Origin of the sequence: Streptomyces sp. NBC_00090 (genome assembly GCF_045160815.1) — a bacterium.
GTDB lineage: Bacteria > Actinomycetota > Actinomycetes > Streptomycetales > Streptomycetaceae > Streptomyces.
In genome coordinates, this window is record NZ_CP108224.1 from 2,578,416 (window position 1) to 2,593,558 (window position 15,143).

Sequence of the window (15,143 nt, forward strand, 5' to 3'; positions counted from 1 at the left end):
CTCCCCCTGCCCTTCCCCTTCCCTTGCCCTTGCCCTCCCTCTGCGCTCCCCCGTGCTGCGCGCGCACCGGTGCGCGCGGGCCGACTTCCGTGGGAGCGCTGCCTAGGATCGTGGCGAACTCGGGCATTCCGGGGGCCTGTTGGGGGCATGAGCCTCCCACCAGCCGCGCCGACCTGGGGAGGGGCACGTGCTCAGCAGCTCAAATACCGCACAGCGAACGGACGTCGTGGAGACCGTCGACGTCGTCATCGTGGGGGCCGGGATCGCGGGGCTCGCGGCCGCCCACCGGCTGACCGGGGCCGGGCTCTCCGTCGCCGTCCTGGAGGCGGAGCCGCGGGTCGGAGGCCGGATGGCCACCGAGTCCGTCGACGGCTTCCTGCTCGACCGGGTCGGACCGCTGCTCACCCTGTCGTCCGAGGAACTGCGGGCCGTACCGGGGCTCGACGGCCTCGTGCTGCGCCCCTTCGCACCGGGCGTCCTCGTGCACAGCGACGGCCGGTACGCACGGTGGGGCGCCCCCCACCCGCGCCGGACGGCCGGCGCGCACCGGGGCACCGGTCACCGGAGCGTGGGGGGAGCGTTCAGCGTGGCACGCGCCCTCGCGAGCGCCCCCCGTCGCCCGGCCGCCTCGCTCGACCAGGCGCGGCTCGGCGCGTCACTGGTCCGGCTCGCCGCGACGCCGGCGCAGCGCCTGCTCACCCGCCCCGAGCGGACCGCACGCGAGGCCCTGACCGCCCGGCTGCCCGCCCGGACCGTGCAGGGGGTGCTGCGGCCGCTGCTCGCGGCGCTCCTCGCCGACCCGGACCTCGGCACGTCGAGCCGCCGGGCGGACCTGGCGCTGCGCGCCTTCGCCCGGGGCAGGCTCTCCGTACCGGAGGGCGGCTCGGCGGCCCTGCCGGAGCGGCTCGCGGCCACGCTGCCGCCCGGCACGGTCCGTACCGGCGTCCGGGTGACGGAGACGTCCGTCACCCGGGTCGCGACCGCCGCGCACGGGGTGTTCGGCTGCCGCTCGGTGCTGCTCGCGACGGGGGCGCGAACGGCGGCCGAGCTCCTGCCCGGCCTGCGGACGCCCGCCTTCCACGCGGTGACGGTGCTCCACCACACGGCGCCCGTGGCGCCCACCGGGGAGCCGGCGCTGCTCCTGGAGTCCGACCCGGGCGGGCCGGTGGCGCACACGGCCGTGATGAGCGCGGTCGACCCGCGCCGCGCCCCGGACGGCCGGGCCCTGATCACCTCGACGGTGCTCGGGACTCCCCCGGACGACACGGAGCGCCGGGTCCGCAAGCACCTCGCCACGCTGTACGGCACGTCGACCGACGAGTGGGAGCTGCTGGCCCTGCACCACACCCCGGACGCCGTACCGGCGATGCCGCCCCCGCACGACGCGCGCCGCCCGGTCCGGCTGCTCGCGGGCCTCTACGTGTGCGGCGACCACCGGGACACCGGCACCCCGCACGGCGCCCTCACCTCCGGTACCCGCGCGGCCCGCGCCCTCCTCGGCGACCTCGGCGTGCGGCTCCTCGCGGAGGAGCCGCCGGAGTCGGAGGAGGAGGCCGCCTGACCCCGCCCGACCTGGCCTCGCCCGGCCCCGCCTGACCTGACGCCGCCCGGGGCCCCGCCGGGGCCCGCCCGGCCCCGCCCGGCCTCGCTCCGGCGGGGTCAGCCGATGGCGGCGACGCGGTCGCGGTAGGTACGGGCGGCCGCGGCGTCGCGGTACGGCTCCAGGCGGCGCTCGAAGTCGCGCACGTACTCCACGGCGCGCGCCGAGCGCATCTCGGAGGCCTGCTGGGCGGCCTCGGCGCCCAGCGCACAGGCCTGGTCGAGCTCGCCGAGGGCGAGGCGGGAGGTGGCGAGGACGACCCGGCAGAAGAGCCGGCTGCGGGCGAAGCCGGGGGCGCGGAGCTGGAGGGCGCGCTCGGCGTGCTGGGCCGCGGGCCGGTACTGCTGGAGGTCGCGGTGGCAGTGCCCGAGCTCGTCGGCGAGCTGGGCCTCGTCGAACATCCGGGCCCAGTAGGGCACCTCGTCGCCGGGCCTCGCAGCTTCGAGGGCCCGCTCGGCCCTGACCAGGGAGGCGCTGCACGCGCGGGCCTCGCCGAGGACCGCGTGCCCGCGGGCCTCGATGGCGTGCAGCATCGCCTGGACGACGGGCGGCGCGGCGGGGCCGACGCCCTGCTGGGCGACCCGGGCGAGCTGCACGGCCTCCCGCCCGTGGCCGAGGTAGACGGCCTGACAGCTCATGGTGAGGAGTACGTACGAGCCGTAGGCCCGGTCCCCGGCCGCCTGCGCGAGGCGCAGCGCCTGGACGAAGTACCGCTGGGCGAGGCCGTGGGCGGCGATGTCGTACGAGGTCCAGCCGGCGAGCCGGGTGAGGTCGGCCGCGGCGGCGAAGAGGCGGCGTCCGACGGACTCTCCGTAGGTGCCGCGGAGCATGGGTTCGGTCTCGTGCTCCAGGTAGCGGACGAGGGCCTGGCGCGCGTGGCCGCCGCCGTAGGCGTGGTCGAGGGTGCGGAAGAGCTCGCCGACCGAGCGGAGGGCGGCGACGTCACCGCTGGAGACCCGCTGGCCGGGCCCCCGGTCCGTACCCCGCTGCCGGGGCACGGAGAAACGGCCCTGGGACGGGACCCGGGGGTCCTGCGGGATGCGGGGGTCGTGCGGGGCACGGAGGTCGTGCGGGGCCCGAGGGTCGTGCGGGGCACGGGCGTCGTGCGGGGCACGGGGGTCTCCGTGGGTCGCGCCGGGGGAACGGGAGGCGGACGGCCCCGGGGCGAGCTCGCCGCGGGCCACCCGGTCGTCGGCGCGCCCGATGAGCCAGTCACGGCTGGGGACGACGAGCCCCGCCGGGGTGAAGGCGATCTTGCGGAGCTCGGCGTGGCTGCCGGAGTCCTTGCGCCAGAGCCCGCTGACGATGTCGACGGCCTCCTCGGGGGTCGCCGCGAACTCCAGGCCCGCGTAGACCGGCGCGCAGGCGTCGAGGCCGAGGTCCTGCGCGGAGAGCCGGCGGCCGAGGCGCCGGGTGAAGACCTCGGCGATGAGGGCGGGGGTGGTGCCGCGCGGCTGCTGGCCGCGGAGCCAGCGGGTCACGGAGGTCTTGTCGTACCGCAGGTCGAGGCCGTGCTCCAGACCGAGCTGGTCCACCCGTCTCGCGAGACCCGCATTGGAGAACCCGGCTTCGGCGATGAGCGCGGCGAGCTGGCGGTTCGGGATGCGCTGCGGTGGTCGTTCCGTCATCAGCTGTGCGGTCTCCTGCCTTCCGGGCCCACGTGCAGCCCGTTCGGACCTCATGGAACGGCGTGAATTTAGCGGTCCTCACGGCCCGCACCGCCAGCTTCGCCCCACATTCATCCGATCGTGTGAGGATTGACGGCATCGCTGACGTAGGCGCCGTGGGCCCGCTGCCGGAGAAGGGCGTCACGGCACCGCCGTACAGGTGTCCACGGCACCGCCGTACAGTGGCATGGGCGCAAATGACGCACGGTGCCGCGCCGGCCCGGGATGATCCCCGGAACCCGGCCCCGGCACCCAGGAGGAGGCATGGCCGTGAGTGAGCTGCGATTCGTCCGGCTGGGGTTCGGAGCGGACGCCGTCGACTACCAGGTGGCCTGGGACAAGCAGCGCGAGGTGCACGCCGCCCGGTTCGCCGACGAGACCGCCGACACCTGTCTGCTCCTGGAGCACCCGCCGGTCTACACGGCCGGCCGGCGCACGGCGGAGAGCGAGCGCCCGCTGGACGGGACGCCGGTCGTGGACGTGGACCGCGGCGGCAAGATCACCTGGCACGGCCCCGGCCAGCTGGTCGGCTACCCGATCATGAAGCTGCCCCGCCCGGTGGACGTCGTCGCGCACGTCCGCCGCCTGGAGGAGGCCCTGATCCGCACGGCCGCCGAGTTCGGCGTGGAGACGAGCCGGGTCGAGGGCCGCAGTGGCGTGTGGGTCCTGGGCGATCCCGTGGAGGAGCGGTCGTCGCTCGGCGGCCTCTCCCTCGACTTCGACCCCCGGCTCACCGACGAGGAGTTCGACCCCCGGCTGAACGGCCCGGAGTACGCCCCGTCCAACGCCGGGCAGCGCCGCGAGGACCGCAAGCTCGCCGCCATCGGCATCCGCGTCGCCAAGGGCGTCACCATGCACGGCTTCGCCCTCAACGTGAACCCGGACAACACCTGGTTCGACCGGATCATCCCGTGCGGCATCCGAGACGCCGGTGTGGCCTCGCTCGCCAACGAGCTGGGCCGTGACGTCACGATCGAGGAGGTGCTCCCGGTGGTGGAGCGCCACCTGCTGGAGGTCCTGGAGCAGGCGGAGCTGAAGCCGCGCGAGATCGAGCGTCCGGCGGAGCCGGCCTCGGTCTGAGGACGACCGGAAGGAATGCAGGGCCCTGGCCAGAGGTTGGCCAGAGGTAGTAAGGCATGGGAACCAACGGCGTACCCTGGTGTGCGCCGAAGAATCGAAGCTACAGGAGCCGATGTGTCCGCAGTCGCCCCCGACGGACGCAAGATGCTGCGCCTGGAGGTCCGGAACGCCCAGACCCCCATCGAGCGCAAGCCCGAGTGGATCAAGACCCGCGCGAAGATGGGTCCGGAGTACACGAAGATGCAGAGCCTCGTGAAGAGCGAGGGCCTGCACACGGTCTGCCAGGAGGCGGGCTGTCCCAACATCTTCGAGTGCTGGGAGGACCGCGAGGCGACCTTCCTCATCGGCGGTGACCAGTGCACCCGGCGCTGCGACTTCTGCCAGATCGACACGGGCAAGCCCGAGGCGCTGGACCGTGACGAGCCGCGCCGCGTGGGCGAGTCCGTCGTCACCATGGACCTGAACTACGCCACCATCACGGGCGTCGCGCGCGACGACCTGGAGGACGGCGGCGCCTGGCTGTACGCGGAGACCGTGCGCCAGATCCACCAGCAGACGGCGGAGCGCGCCGACGGCCGCACCAAGGTCGAGCTGCTCGCCCCCGACTTCAACGCGGTGCCGGAGCTCCTGGCCGAGGTCTTCGCCTCCCGCCCCGAGGTCTTCGCGCACAACGTGGAGACGGTGCCGCGGATCTTCAAGCGGATCCGTCCGGGCTTCCGCTACGAGCGCTCGCTCGACGTCATCACCGCGGCGCGTGACTACGGTCTGGTCACGAAGTCCAACCTGATCCTCGGCATGGGCGAGACCCGCGAGGAGATCAGCGAGGCGCTCCAGCAGCTGCACGACGCGGGCTGCGAGCTCATCACGATCACGCAGTACCTGCGCCCCTCGGTCCGGCACCACCCCGTCGAGCGCTGGGTGAAGCCGCAGGAGTTCGTGGAGCTGAAGGAGGAGGCCGACGAGATCGGCTTCTCCGGCGTGATGTCGGGCCCGCTGGTCCGTTCCTCGTACCGGGCGGGGCGTCTGTTCCAGCAGGCGATCGAGAAGCGTGGCGCCGTTGACAACGCCACTCAGGCTGTGTGAATCGGAGCACAAGTAGTTACCGGTCGGTAGTGGCCGGATTCGACGCGGTTCGTACACCCCCGCAGCTCAGCGGGGACGTACGGGCCGCGTCGGCGTTTCTCCCGTCCCACGAGTGGCCGCATCAACGTTTCATCAGTGTTTGACCACCGGGTCACGCCCTGGTAACACCAATCTGTGAGCCTGGTTTCACTCACCGCACTCACCGCCACCATCCGCTCGCTCCCCCCACCTCGTCTCATCCGCAATCGAGAGAGGACCCCGCCATGTCGGCCGCATCGACGCACGTCCGCGTCACCGCGATCCCGTCCGTCACCGACGCCCTGAAGGCCGTGGAGGCCCTGCTGCTCGGCGCCGGACAGCGCACCGCCCGGCGCAACGCCTGGACCTCCGTCCTGGAGGACCGCCGCCACGCCAGGGACCGGGTCGAGGCCCAGCATGTGATGGAGGCCGCGTCGGGCCACGCCTCGCGGGCCACGTAAACTTCAGGACATGGCGAGGAAGGCAAACACTGGCAGCGCTGACGCTGCGAACCAGGGGCGGCTCAAGCAGATCGCCCTCACGTACAAGATGACCCGAAAGGCTGACCCGAAGGTCGGACTTGTCGTCGCAGGCGTGGGCATCGTCGTACTCGGTGTCCTCCTCGCGATCGGCTTCCTCATCGGTCATCCGGTCTATCTGGGCATCCTGGGCTTCGTCCTGGCGCTCCTGGCGGCGGCCATCGTGTTCGGGCGGCGCGCCGAGCGCGCGGCCTTCGGACAGATGGAGGGCCAGCCGGGCGCGGCGGCGGCGGTGCTGCAGAACGTCGGACGCGGCTGGACGACGACCCCCGCGGTCGCGATGAACCGCAGCCAGGACGTCGTGCACCGCGCGGTCGGCCGGGCCGGCATCGTGCTCGTGGCGGAGGGCAACCCGAACCGGGTGAAGCCTCTGCTCGCGGCCGAGAAGAAGCGCATGAGCCGCGTCGTGGTGGACGTGCCGGTGCACGACCTCATCGTCGGCGACGGCGAGGGCCAGGTGCCGCTGAAGAAGCTCCGTACGACCATGCTCAAGATGCCCCGCGTGCTCACCGGCCCGCAGGTGACCGCGGCCAACGACCGGCTGCGGGCCATGGGCGACCTGATGAGCAACATGCCGCTGCCGAAGGGTCCGATGCCGAAGGGCATGCGGATGCCGCGCGGCGGAAAGATGCGCTGACGCGCCCGACCGAACGACCGCCTCGACGGACTCGACGGAGAAGGGCCCCGGACCACACGGTCCGGGGCCCTTCTCTCGTGCTCGGGTCTCGCGTGCCCGGGTCTCGCGTGCTCGGGTCTCGCGTGCCGGGTCTCGCGCTCAGGAGATCAGATACGGACCTGGACGGCGCCGGAGAGGCGGTCGTGGAGGCCGCGGCCGTCGCGGTCCCAGATGAGGGCCGGGATGGCGAGGCAGACGAGCACGGAGCGGATCACGACGCGCGGGAAGCTCAGCCGCCCCCCGTTCGCCGAGACGACGCGCAGTCCGAGGAGGCGCTTGCCGGGCGTCGAGCCGATGGTGCCCACGGTCAGCACGCTCAGGACGAGCAGGATGACGAGGGCCCAGTTGCCGGTGGCCTGGCTGTAGCCGTCGGTGATCAGGCCGTATGCGATCAGGAGACAGAGGGCCCAGTCGGTGGCGAGGGCGCCGAGCCGACGCCCCGGGCGGGCGATCGAGCCGGGCCCCTCCTCGGGGAGTCCCAGCTGCTGACCCCGGTAACCGAAGTCCACGCCTGCTTGCTCCGCCGCGGCACGGGGGCCGGAGAGCCACGATCCGAGTGCTTGCCTGTTGTCCACCCGACCACGGTACTGCGCCCGTTTTCGATCACTTCGGTCCGGGTCGGTGTAGGCACGCCACGATGCGGCACACACCCGCTCCGGTTAACTTCGACGAAACAAATGGGTCATGCTTGAGAAATCCCGTCTGCCTATGGTCGGGTCCAGCGTGTGCCACCGCACTGGCCGCACGACCGAGCTGCAACCCCGCCCCTCCCCGGGCCGGGAGTAGGAGGAGTTGGATGTCCGAGAAGCACGGGTTCCAGAACGCCGACGAGGTCCAGAAGTTCATCAAGGACAACGACGTCAAGATGGTCGACGTCCGGTTCTGCGACCTTCCGGGCGTGATGCAGCACTTCACGATCCCGGCGACGGCCTTCGACCCGGCGGAGGAGCTCGCCTTCGACGGCTCGTCGATCCGCGGCTTCCAGGCGATCCACGAGTCCGACATGGCGCTCCGCGCCGACCTGTCGACGGCCCGCGTGGATCCCTTCCGCCGCGACAAGACGCTGAACATCAACTTCTTCATCCACGACCCGATCACGGGCGAGCAGTACAGCCGTGACCCGCGCAACATCGCGAAGAAGGCCGAGGCGTACCTCGCCTCCACCGGCATCGCCGACACCGCCTACTTCGGCCCCGAGGCGGAGTTCTACGTCTTCGACTCGGTGCGCTTCGAGACCTCGGCGAACCAGGGCTTCTACCACATCGACTCCGAGGCCGGCGCCTGGAACACCGGTGCGGAGGAGAACAACCGCGGCTACAAGGTCCGCTACAAGGGCGGCTACTTCCCGGCCCCGCCGGTCGACCACTTCGCCGACCTGCGTTCGGAGATCTCCCTGGAGCTGGAGAACGTCGGCCTCCAGGTCGAGCGCCAGCACCACGAGGTCGGCACCGCCGGCCAGGCCGAGATCAACTACAAGTTCAACACGCTGCTCGCCGCGGCCGACGACCTGATGCTCTTCAAGTACATCGTGAAGAACGTCGCCTGGCGCAACGGCAAGACCGCGACCTTCATGCCGAAGCCGATCTTCGGCGACAACGGCTCGGGCATGCACGTCCACCAGTCGCTGTGGGCGAACGGCGACCCGCTGTTCTACGACGAGACGGGCTACGCGGGCCTCTCGGACACCGCCCGCTACTACATCGGCGGCATCCTCAAGCACGCGCCGTCGCTGCTCGCCTTCACCAACCCGACGGTGAACTCGTACCACCGTCTGGTCCCGGGCTTCGAGGCCCCGGTCAACATGGTGTACTCGCAGCGCAACCGCTCCGCCGCCATGCGCATCCCGATCACGGGCTCGAACCCGAAGGCCAAGCGCGTCGAGTTCCGCGCGCCGGACCCGTCCTCGAACCCGTACCTCGCCTTCTCGGCGCTGCTCCTCGCGGGCCTCGACGGCGTCAAGAACAAGATCGAGCCGATGGAGCCGATCGACAAGGACCTGTACGAGCTGGCTCCGGAGGAGCACGCCAACGTCCCGCAGGTCCCGACCAACCTCGAGGCCGTCCTCTCCGCCCTGGAGGAGGACAACGAGTACCTGCAGGCCGGCGGCGTCTTCACCTCCGACCTGATCGAGACCTGGATCGACTACAAGCGCACCAACGAGATCGCCCCGATCCAGCTGCGCCCGCACCCGCACGAGTTCGAGCTCTACTTCGACCTCTAAGCCGGACGCGCCACACGTGGCGTACGAACGAAGGCCGTCGCACCCGGAACTCCGGGTGCGACGGCCTTCGCCGTCTCCTCGGTCCAGCCCGGGATCAGCGGCCGTAGCGGATCAGGGCGCGGACCATGCGGCAGGTGGTGTCGGAGGGCGGGTGGATACCGATGCCGGCGGCCGTCGTGCGTATCGTCGCGTTCGTGGCCTTCGACGGGACGTAGACGCCGGCGTCGAGGAGGGCGATCGCGAGACGCATGGCCTTCAGGCGGCGGTTGTGCGTCACGTACCACTCGCGGGGGCGGCCCGCGGGGAGCGGCTTCCTCTGGAGCGGCTTCCAGGGTTCGAGGGACGGTGTCCGGATCACGGCGAGAGCCATGGGCAACCTCCTGGCGAACGGTGGGGTGCGGGCCCTCCCCGGGACCCTCACCTTCACCCCCTATTTTAGAGGCCCCCACTGACAATCGCCCCTGGCCAGACAGGGTTTGGGGGGTACTGGAGCGGGGGCTGGGGGGTACCGTGGACGGCATGGAGATCTGGATCAATCCCGCCTGTTCCAAGTGCCGCAGCGCCCTCACCCTGCTCGACGCGGAGGGCGCCGACTACACCGTGCGGCGCTACCTGGAGGACGTGCCCTCACCGGACGAGATCCGGCAGGTACTCGACCGGCTTGGACTCGAACCCTGGGACATCACGCGGACCCAGGAGGCCGTCGCCAAGGAACTCGGCGTGAAGGAGTGGCCCCGGGACGCGGCCCACCGCGACCGGTGGATCGAGGCGCTCGCCGGGCACCCCAAGCTGATCCAGCGGCCCATCATCACCGCGGAGGACGGCACGGCCGTCGTGGCCCGGTCGGAGGAGGCCGTGCGGGACGCCCTGTCCCGCTGAGACGACTGAGACGCCTGAGACGCCGGTGGGAGGAGACAGGGTGAGCGGGGCGGTGAGCCGGGTGGGCAGAGACGGTTCGGAGGGGTCTGACGGGTCCGCGGCGGCTGTCGGGCGGGGTGTCGGCGGGCTCGGGGTCGATCTGCATCTGGAGCTCGCCGGGGGCGGCAGTCGGCGCGCCGCGCTCATCGGGGCCCTGCGCGAGGCCGTGCGCGGCGGGCGGCTGGCCCCCGGGACCCCGCTGCCGCCCTACCGGTCGCTCGCCGCCGACCTCGGGATCGCCCGGAACACCGTCGCCGACGCCTACGCCGAACTGGTCGCCGAGGGCTGGCTTACCTCCCGCCAGGGCTCCGGGACCCGGGTCGCCGACCGGGTCGCCGCCCCCGCCCCGGGGCCGGCCCGCCCGGCCGCGCCGCCGCCGCTCCCGTACGACCTCGTCCAGGGCAAGCCGGACCCCGGCGCCTTCCCGCGCACGGCCTGGCTCGCGGCGGCCCGGCGGGCGCTGACGGCGGCGCCGCACGAGGCCTTCGGGATCGGGGACCCGCGCGGCCGGATCGAACTGCGCCGGGCCCTCACCGCGTACCTCGCGCGCGTCCGGGGCGTACGGACCACCCCGGACCGGATCGTGCTCTGCTCCGGCGCCGCACACGCCCTGCGGCTCCTCGCGCGCGTGACCCGCGAGACACCTCCCAGGCCCTGGGCCGTCGAGGCGTACGGGCTCCCCTTCCACCGCGGGCTGTTCGGCGAGGCCGGCGTCGGTACGGTGCCGGTGGCCGTCGACGAGGACGGGGCGCGGATCGCGGAGATCCCCCCGACGGCGGGCGCCGTGCTGCTCACCCCCGCCCACCAGTTCCCCACCGGCGGGCCGCTGCACCCCGAGCGCCGGGCCGGTGTCCTGGAGTGGGCGCGGCGGTCCGGCGGGCTGGTCGTGGAGGACGACTACGACGGGGAGTTCCGCTACGACCGGCGGCCCGTCGGAGCCGTCCAGGGCCTCGACCCCGAGCAGACGGTCCTCCTCGGCTCCGTCAGCAAGAGCCTCTCCCCCGCCCTGCGGATCGGCTGGATGTGCCTGCCGGCGCAGCTCGTCGACCGAGTCGTCGCGGCGAAGGGCGAGCGCGAGCCGTACGCCTCGGCGACGGAGCAGCTCACCCTCGCGGACTTCCTCGACTCCGGCGCGTACGACCGGCACGTCCGGCGGATGCGCCAGCGGCACCGCGGGCGGCGCGACCGGCTGGCCTCGGTGCTCGCGGAGCGGGTGCCGGGAGTACGGGTCACGGGGATCGCCGCAGGGCTGCACGCCGTCGTGGAACTGCCGACCGGTACGGAACGGGCGGCCGTCACCGCCGCGGCCCGGCACGGGGTCGCCGTGGAGGGCCTGGCCGGCTACCGGCACCCCGAGGCGCGGGGCCACACCCGCCCGGACGGCCTCGTCGTCGGCTACGCCACGCCTCCGGAGCGGCTGTACGGGGCCGCCCTGGACGCGCTGTGTCAGGCCTTGTCGGACGTTCTCTGATCGGACCGGGCCGCGGATGCGGATGTGTCTGAGGATGTGGCTGCTGTGTCTGAGGATGTGACTGCGGATGCGGGGGCGGCTGCGGATGCCGTCGCGGATGCCGCCGCGAGCTGTTCCGCCTCCGTCAGGATCTCCGTCAGGCGAAGACCGAAGCCGGCGTCGCACGCGTGCGCCTCGCCCGTGCGGGCCGCGGCGAGCAGGGCGTCGACGGCCGCGCCGAAGGCTCCCACCGCCCCGTCCCAGCGGGGCAGTTCCGCCCGGCCCCGGGTGCCGTACAGGGTGAGCGCCGCCTCCGCCGCCTCCGGCGGGGCGCTGAGCGTCAGGGTGGCCGTGCTGCTCGCGCCCGAGGTGTGGCGCAGGACCAGGTGGTGGGTGTCGTCCGGGCCCCGCACCGCCGTGATCGCGGTGACGTCGCCGAGGACCGGCAGGAAGACGGAGAGGACGTGCGGGCCGACGTCCCACAGGCCGCCCTTCTCCCGCCGCCACGGAGAGTCCGCGTACGCGCTGGCGGAGCCCGGCCCGTAGAGCGAGCCCAGCCAGTGCGCCTCGCCCAGGAACCAGCCGTCCGCCGCCGCCCGCTCCTCGATCCAGCGGGCCGTCGGCTCCGCGAACCGCAGCGTGCAGAACACCACCGAGGCGACCCCCTCCGCCTCGACCGCCCCGGCCACCTCGCGGGCCGCCGCCACCGTCGTGGCGACCGGCTTGTCGAGCAGGACATGGCAGCCGGCCTCCGCCGCCCGCACCGCCAGCGGGGCCTGGACGTCCGGCGGGAGCGCGAAGGCGACGGCGTCGCTCGCCGCGAAGAGGGCGTCCACGTCCTCGTACGCGCGCGTGCCGGACGCGGCGGCGAGCGCGGCGGCCGCCTCCTGCCGTCTGCCCCACACCCCGCTGAACTCGATGCCCGGGTGTCCGGCGAGCGCGGGCGCGTGCGTGCGGGCCGCCCAGGGGCCGGTGCCGAGGAGTCCGATACGGGGCTTCACGCCCAGGTGCTTCGCCATGGACCCAGTCTGCCGGGTGCCAGTGACAGCCAGGGGGGCGGGCGGTCGGAGCGGGCGGTCGGAGCGGGGCCCCGTAAACCGCTGGCCGTCCTCCCCCTCCCCGGTGTTAGCGTTCCCCCGCCGGCCGCGGGACTCCGGTGCGACTTCCGGAACCTGCCTCTGAAGCAACGTCTTCGCTGTTCGCGCCCCCATTCCCCGGCCGGCACCCACGAGAGGGGAAGAGCCTTGTCCGAGCTCGTCGCCGCCGAGGACGTGCTCCTCTTCGTCAACGCCGCCGTGACCGCCACCGGCCAGCGCGAGTTCCGTTCCTCCGCCGCCGAGCAGCGGTTCTCGCTCCGCTTCCTCCACGAGTACGTACGGGTCAACTACCGCCCCGTGTACGCCGCCGCGCTCGCCCTCGACATCAACCACCACAACGCCGCCCTGATCGTCGAACAGCTGCTGCGCACCGCCCACGAGGCGGGCGGGCCCGAGGCGAAGCGGGCCGAGGGGCGGCTGATCGCCGCACGGCTCGCGCAGCTGCCGCCGCAGCGGGTCTACCGGCTGTTCCGCGCGCTGCGCGCCGCCGGGGTCAACAACCGCCGCACGCGCGCGATCGTGCGCGCGTGGCTCGCCGCCCGGCCCGATCCGGCGCTGGACGCCGTGAAGTACCGGCCCGGGTTGAAGGCCGCCCTCCGGCACGTCCACGGGCGGCTGCCCGACCCCGAGACCGGCGACTTCCTCTTCGCACCCGGCCGCCGCGTCCGGTACGAGAACGCCACGCTCAACGCGTACCGCCGCGCGCACTACGAGCAGGGCGCGCTGTACGAGCTGCCGTTCACGGTCGCCGAGGGGTTCGCCGCGAAGCACAAGGTGCCCCGCGCGGTGTTCCTGGAGCGGATCGCGCCCCGGATGACGCGGCTTGAGCAGCTCAGGACGGCGCGGGCCTCCGACCTGTCCGTCATGCCGCTCACCCGGCTCGCGCTGTACGTCCTCTCGCTCCCGTTCGGCGAGCGCGTGGAGCGGCGGGCCGAGCTGACGCGTGCGCTGCGCGCCGCCGCCCGGCGCGCGGCGGGGCCGTACGCCGGGAGCTGGGGGCGGGTCGCCGCCGTGCTCGACGACAGCTTCTCCTCCTCCGGTTCGGCGGTGAAGCGGCGCCGTCCGCTGGCCGTCGCACTGGGCTGCCACTACCTCCTGGAGGCCCTCGCGGCGCCGGGGGCGTACACCGCGCTGTGGACCTCGGGCGGCTCCGATCCGCTGCTCGTCCGGCCGTACGGGCCCACCCCGCTCGGCCTGCGGATCCTGGACGCGCTGGAGACCGGACCCGACCGGGTGGTGATCGTCTCGGACGGCTGGGACAACGCGCCGCCGGGGCTCGCGGGCGAGGTCCTGCGGGTGTGGCGCTCGCGGCTCGATCCCGGGCGCCGGACGAGTGTCGTGCACCTCAACCCCGTATACGACGCGGAGGGCTTCGACGTGCGCCGCCTCGCCCCGAGCGTGCCGACGGCCGGGATCCGCGACGCGGAGGACCTGGCGGCCCTGGTGGAGATCGCCCAGTTCGCCGAGGGACGGACCGGTTTCGCGGAGCTGCGGGCCTATCTGGACCGGCGGGTGGAGCTCTTCCTGAAGGGGGCCGGGGGATGACCCGGATCGATCTGACCGGGCTCGACGTCCGGCCGGCGCAGGTGTGGGGCGGGGTGCGGATCGTGCCGCTGGTGCGGGCGGAGCCGGTACCCGGGCTCCGGCTGCGGCGGGAGCTCCACGAGGGCTCGGGCTTCGGTGCCGTGGACCTCGGCGACCGCACGACCTACACCTCGTACATCCCGCACGGCTTCGTCGCCGACTGGACCGGGGCGGGGGCGAGTACGGGGGCGGGAGCCGGCACGGAGTCCGCCGCCTACGGGACCCGGCTCGGCGACGAGAACGGGCCGCCCCCGTGCGTGCCCGTGCGCCGCCTGCACCGGCTGGCCAAGCGGCGGCAGGGCGAGCGGCGGCTGCGTTTCCTGCCGCTCCACCTCGCCCTGGAGGGGTACCTCGCACTGCACTTCGGCGGGCCGTCCGTGGTCTGGGACGACTGGTCCCGGGCGGCCCTCGGCCACGGCCTCTCGCCGCGCGCGGAGGCGGCGTACGCGGGGTGGACGGTGCCGGGGCTCGCGGAGGCGCTGCGGATCTTCGAGCTCCATCCGGGCCAGTGCGGGCTGCTCCTGTACGTGGCCGACGCCCTGGCCGCGAGCTTCGTGGTGCCGCATCCGGAGGACTACCGCGTCCTGCATCCGACGCTGGTGGAGGACCTGTACGGGGAGCTGGTCCACCAGTACGCGTACTACGGCGGTCCGGTGCCGGAGTTCACGGCGCGGATCCGGGACGGTGCCGGCGGCATCCGTACGCTCGCGGACCTGCGGGCGGCGGCGCGGGAGCAGGAGCGGGCCTGGGCCGTGGCGCACGACGGGCTGATGGCGCGGGACCTCCTGGAGACCTCGTACGCCTTCGAGCGGGTCTACCGGGCGGGGGACTTCGACCTGTACCGGTTCCTGCCGCCGTTCCTGCGGGACGGGCGGGAGCAGCACATCGGCGAGCTGATCACCGACCACAAGGGTCGGGCGGCCTATCTGAAGACCTTCCGGCTCTCCGAGAAGCAGATCAGGAAGGGGCATCTGCTGCGGCGCCTCGCGGACGCCGACTGGCACCTCGGCCGGACGGCGGAGGCCCTCGGCACCTCGTACGCGGAGATCGTGCGGCGGATCGAGGCGGCGGGGCTCGGGGCGCTGCTCGATTCGCACGTCGTCGCACGGCGCCTGCGGGAAAAAGAGGAAAGCTGAGTAACACGGGGTTCACAAACGGGCAACCGACGGGAAATCCCGTGTTGCGAAGCTGCGACCGGACACAGACACCG

At 73.3% G+C, this 15,143-nt stretch carries 14 protein-coding genes; 10 read left to right on the top strand and 4 right to left on the bottom strand.

Translation table 11 applies throughout. The features are described 5' to 3' along the window. Nucleotides 1-187: 187 nt before the first annotated feature. The gene (locus tag OG361_RS11390) at nt 188-1,561 is read left to right on the top strand and encodes an NAD(P)/FAD-dependent oxidoreductase (protein ID WP_405853211.1); all 1,374 of its coding nucleotides are present in this window, start codon (nt 188-190) and stop codon (nt 1,559-1,561) included. 98 nt (nt 1,562-1,659) lie between these two features. On the opposite strand, the gene OG361_RS11395 is transcribed toward OG361_RS11390, so the two are convergent. Then, nucleotides 1,660-3,228: a regulator gene (locus tag OG361_RS11395; protein ID WP_405853212.1), complete on the bottom strand. Its 1,569-nt coding sequence runs from the start codon at nt 3,226-3,228 to the stop codon at nt 1,660-1,662. Between the two features lie 309 nt (nt 3,229-3,537). On the opposite strand from OG361_RS11395, the gene lipB reads away from it, so the two are divergent. The 4 genes from lipB to OG361_RS11415 all read left to right on the top strand — a co-directional run bounded on the left by lipB (nt 3,538) and on the right by OG361_RS11415 (nt 6,624). Beyond that, complete coding sequence (gene lipB / locus OG361_RS11400) at nt 3,538-4,347, top strand: lipoyl(octanoyl) transferase LipB (protein WP_405853213.1); 810 nt, start codon at nt 3,538-3,540, stop codon at nt 4,345-4,347. 114 nt (nt 4,348-4,461) lie between these two features. Further along, nucleotides 4,462-5,430 (top strand): lipoyl synthase, encoded by a 969-nt coding sequence (gene lipA / locus OG361_RS11405; protein WP_405853214.1) that lies wholly within the window; start codon nt 4,462-4,464, stop codon nt 5,428-5,430. A gap of 263 nt (nt 5,431-5,693) precedes the next feature. Further along, on the top strand, nt 5,694-5,909 hold the full coding sequence (locus OG361_RS11410) for a hypothetical protein (protein ID WP_384566115.1): 216 nt from the start codon (nt 5,694-5,696) through the stop codon (nt 5,907-5,909). Between the two features lie 10 nt (nt 5,910-5,919). Then, nucleotides 5,920-6,624, top strand: a complete 705-nt coding sequence (locus tag OG361_RS11415; RefSeq protein ID WP_384566118.1) for a DUF4191 domain-containing protein — start codon at nt 5,920-5,922, stop codon at nt 6,622-6,624. Nucleotides 6,625-6,770: 146 nt separating this feature from the next. Here OG361_RS11415 and OG361_RS11420 read toward each other — a convergent pair whose 3' ends face one another. Beyond that, a complete protein-coding gene (locus tag OG361_RS11420) occupies nt 6,771-7,238 on the bottom strand; it encodes an RDD family protein (protein ID WP_405853215.1) in 468 nt (155 codons plus the stop codon). A 221-nt stretch (nt 7,239-7,459) separates the two neighbouring features. On the opposite strand from OG361_RS11420, the gene glnA reads away from it, so the two are divergent. Then, nucleotides 7,460-8,884, top strand: coding sequence for a type I glutamate--ammonia ligase (glnA, locus tag OG361_RS11425; protein ID WP_384566123.1), 1,425 nt, complete (start codon nt 7,460-7,462; stop codon nt 8,882-8,884). Between the two features lie 94 nt (nt 8,885-8,978). On the opposite strand, the gene OG361_RS11430 is transcribed toward glnA, so the two are convergent. Beyond that, nucleotides 8,979-9,254, bottom strand: a complete 276-nt coding sequence (locus OG361_RS11430) for a hypothetical protein (RefSeq protein WP_384566125.1) — start codon at nt 9,252-9,254, stop codon at nt 8,979-8,981. Nucleotides 9,255-9,403: 149 nt separating this feature from the next. Here OG361_RS11430 and OG361_RS11435 point away from each other — a divergent pair, with 149 nt between their 5' ends. Both OG361_RS11435 and OG361_RS11440 read left to right on the top strand, forming a co-directional pair. After that, nucleotides 9,404-9,763 carry an ArsC/Spx/MgsR family protein gene (locus OG361_RS11435; protein WP_384566128.1) on the top strand — a complete coding sequence of 120 codons (360 nt, stop codon included), beginning with the start codon at nt 9,404-9,406 and terminating at the stop codon, nt 9,761-9,763. Nucleotides 9,764-9,908: 145 nt separating this feature from the next. Beyond that, on the top strand, nt 9,909-11,273 hold the full coding sequence (locus OG361_RS11440) for a PLP-dependent aminotransferase family protein (RefSeq protein WP_405862194.1): 1,365 nt from the start codon (nt 9,909-9,911) through the stop codon (nt 11,271-11,273). Here OG361_RS11440 and OG361_RS11445 read toward each other — a convergent pair. Further along, the gene (locus OG361_RS11445) at nt 11,249-12,271 is read right to left on the bottom strand and encodes a Gfo/Idh/MocA family protein (RefSeq protein WP_405853216.1); all 1,023 of its coding nucleotides are present in this window, start codon (nt 12,269-12,271) and stop codon (nt 11,249-11,251) included. The two genes, OG361_RS11440 and OG361_RS11445, sit on opposite strands and share 25 nt — an antisense overlap. A gap of 225 nt (nt 12,272-12,496) precedes the next feature. Here OG361_RS11445 and OG361_RS11450 point away from each other — a divergent pair, with 225 nt between their 5' ends. Continuing rightward, nucleotides 12,497-13,894 carry a hypothetical protein gene (locus tag OG361_RS11450; protein WP_405853217.1) on the top strand — a complete coding sequence of 466 codons (1,398 nt, stop codon included), beginning with the start codon at nt 12,497-12,499 and terminating at the stop codon, nt 13,892-13,894. Continuing rightward, the gene (locus OG361_RS11455) at nt 13,891-15,069 is read left to right on the top strand and encodes an ARPP-2 domain-containing protein (RefSeq protein ID WP_405853218.1); all 1,179 of its coding nucleotides are present in this window, start codon (nt 13,891-13,893) and stop codon (nt 15,067-15,069) included. The genes OG361_RS11450 and OG361_RS11455 overlap by 4 nt, the downstream gene beginning before the upstream one ends. The last annotated feature ends 74 nt before the right edge of the window (nt 15,070-15,143 follow it).

What these genes read in the sequence shown, in the direction of transcription:
- OG361_RS11395 (WP_405853212.1), bottom strand. Translation starts at nt 3,228, where the DNA reads ATGACGGAACGACCACCGCAGCGCATCCCGAACCGCCAGCTCGCCGCG.
- OG361_RS11410 (WP_384566115.1), top strand. Translation starts at nt 5,694, where the DNA reads ATGTCGGCCGCATCGACGCACGTCCGCGTCACCGCGATCCCGTCCGTC.
- OG361_RS11415 (WP_384566118.1), top strand. Translation starts at nt 5,920, where the DNA reads ATGGCGAGGAAGGCAAACACTGGCAGCGCTGACGCTGCGAACCAGGGG.
- glnA (WP_384566123.1), top strand. Translation starts at nt 7,460, where the DNA reads ATGTCCGAGAAGCACGGGTTCCAGAACGCCGACGAGGTCCAGAAGTTC.
- OG361_RS11430 (WP_384566125.1), bottom strand. Translation starts at nt 9,254, where the DNA reads ATGGCTCTCGCCGTGATCCGGACACCGTCCCTCGAACCCTGGAAGCCG.
- OG361_RS11435 (WP_384566128.1), top strand. Translation starts at nt 9,404, where the DNA reads ATGGAGATCTGGATCAATCCCGCCTGTTCCAAGTGCCGCAGCGCCCTC.
- OG361_RS11445 (WP_405853216.1), bottom strand. Translation starts at nt 12,271, where the DNA reads ATGGCGAAGCACCTGGGCGTGAAGCCCCGTATCGGACTCCTCGGCACC.
- OG361_RS11455 (WP_405853218.1), top strand. Translation starts at nt 13,891, where the DNA reads ATGACCCGGATCGATCTGACCGGGCTCGACGTCCGGCCGGCGCAGGTG.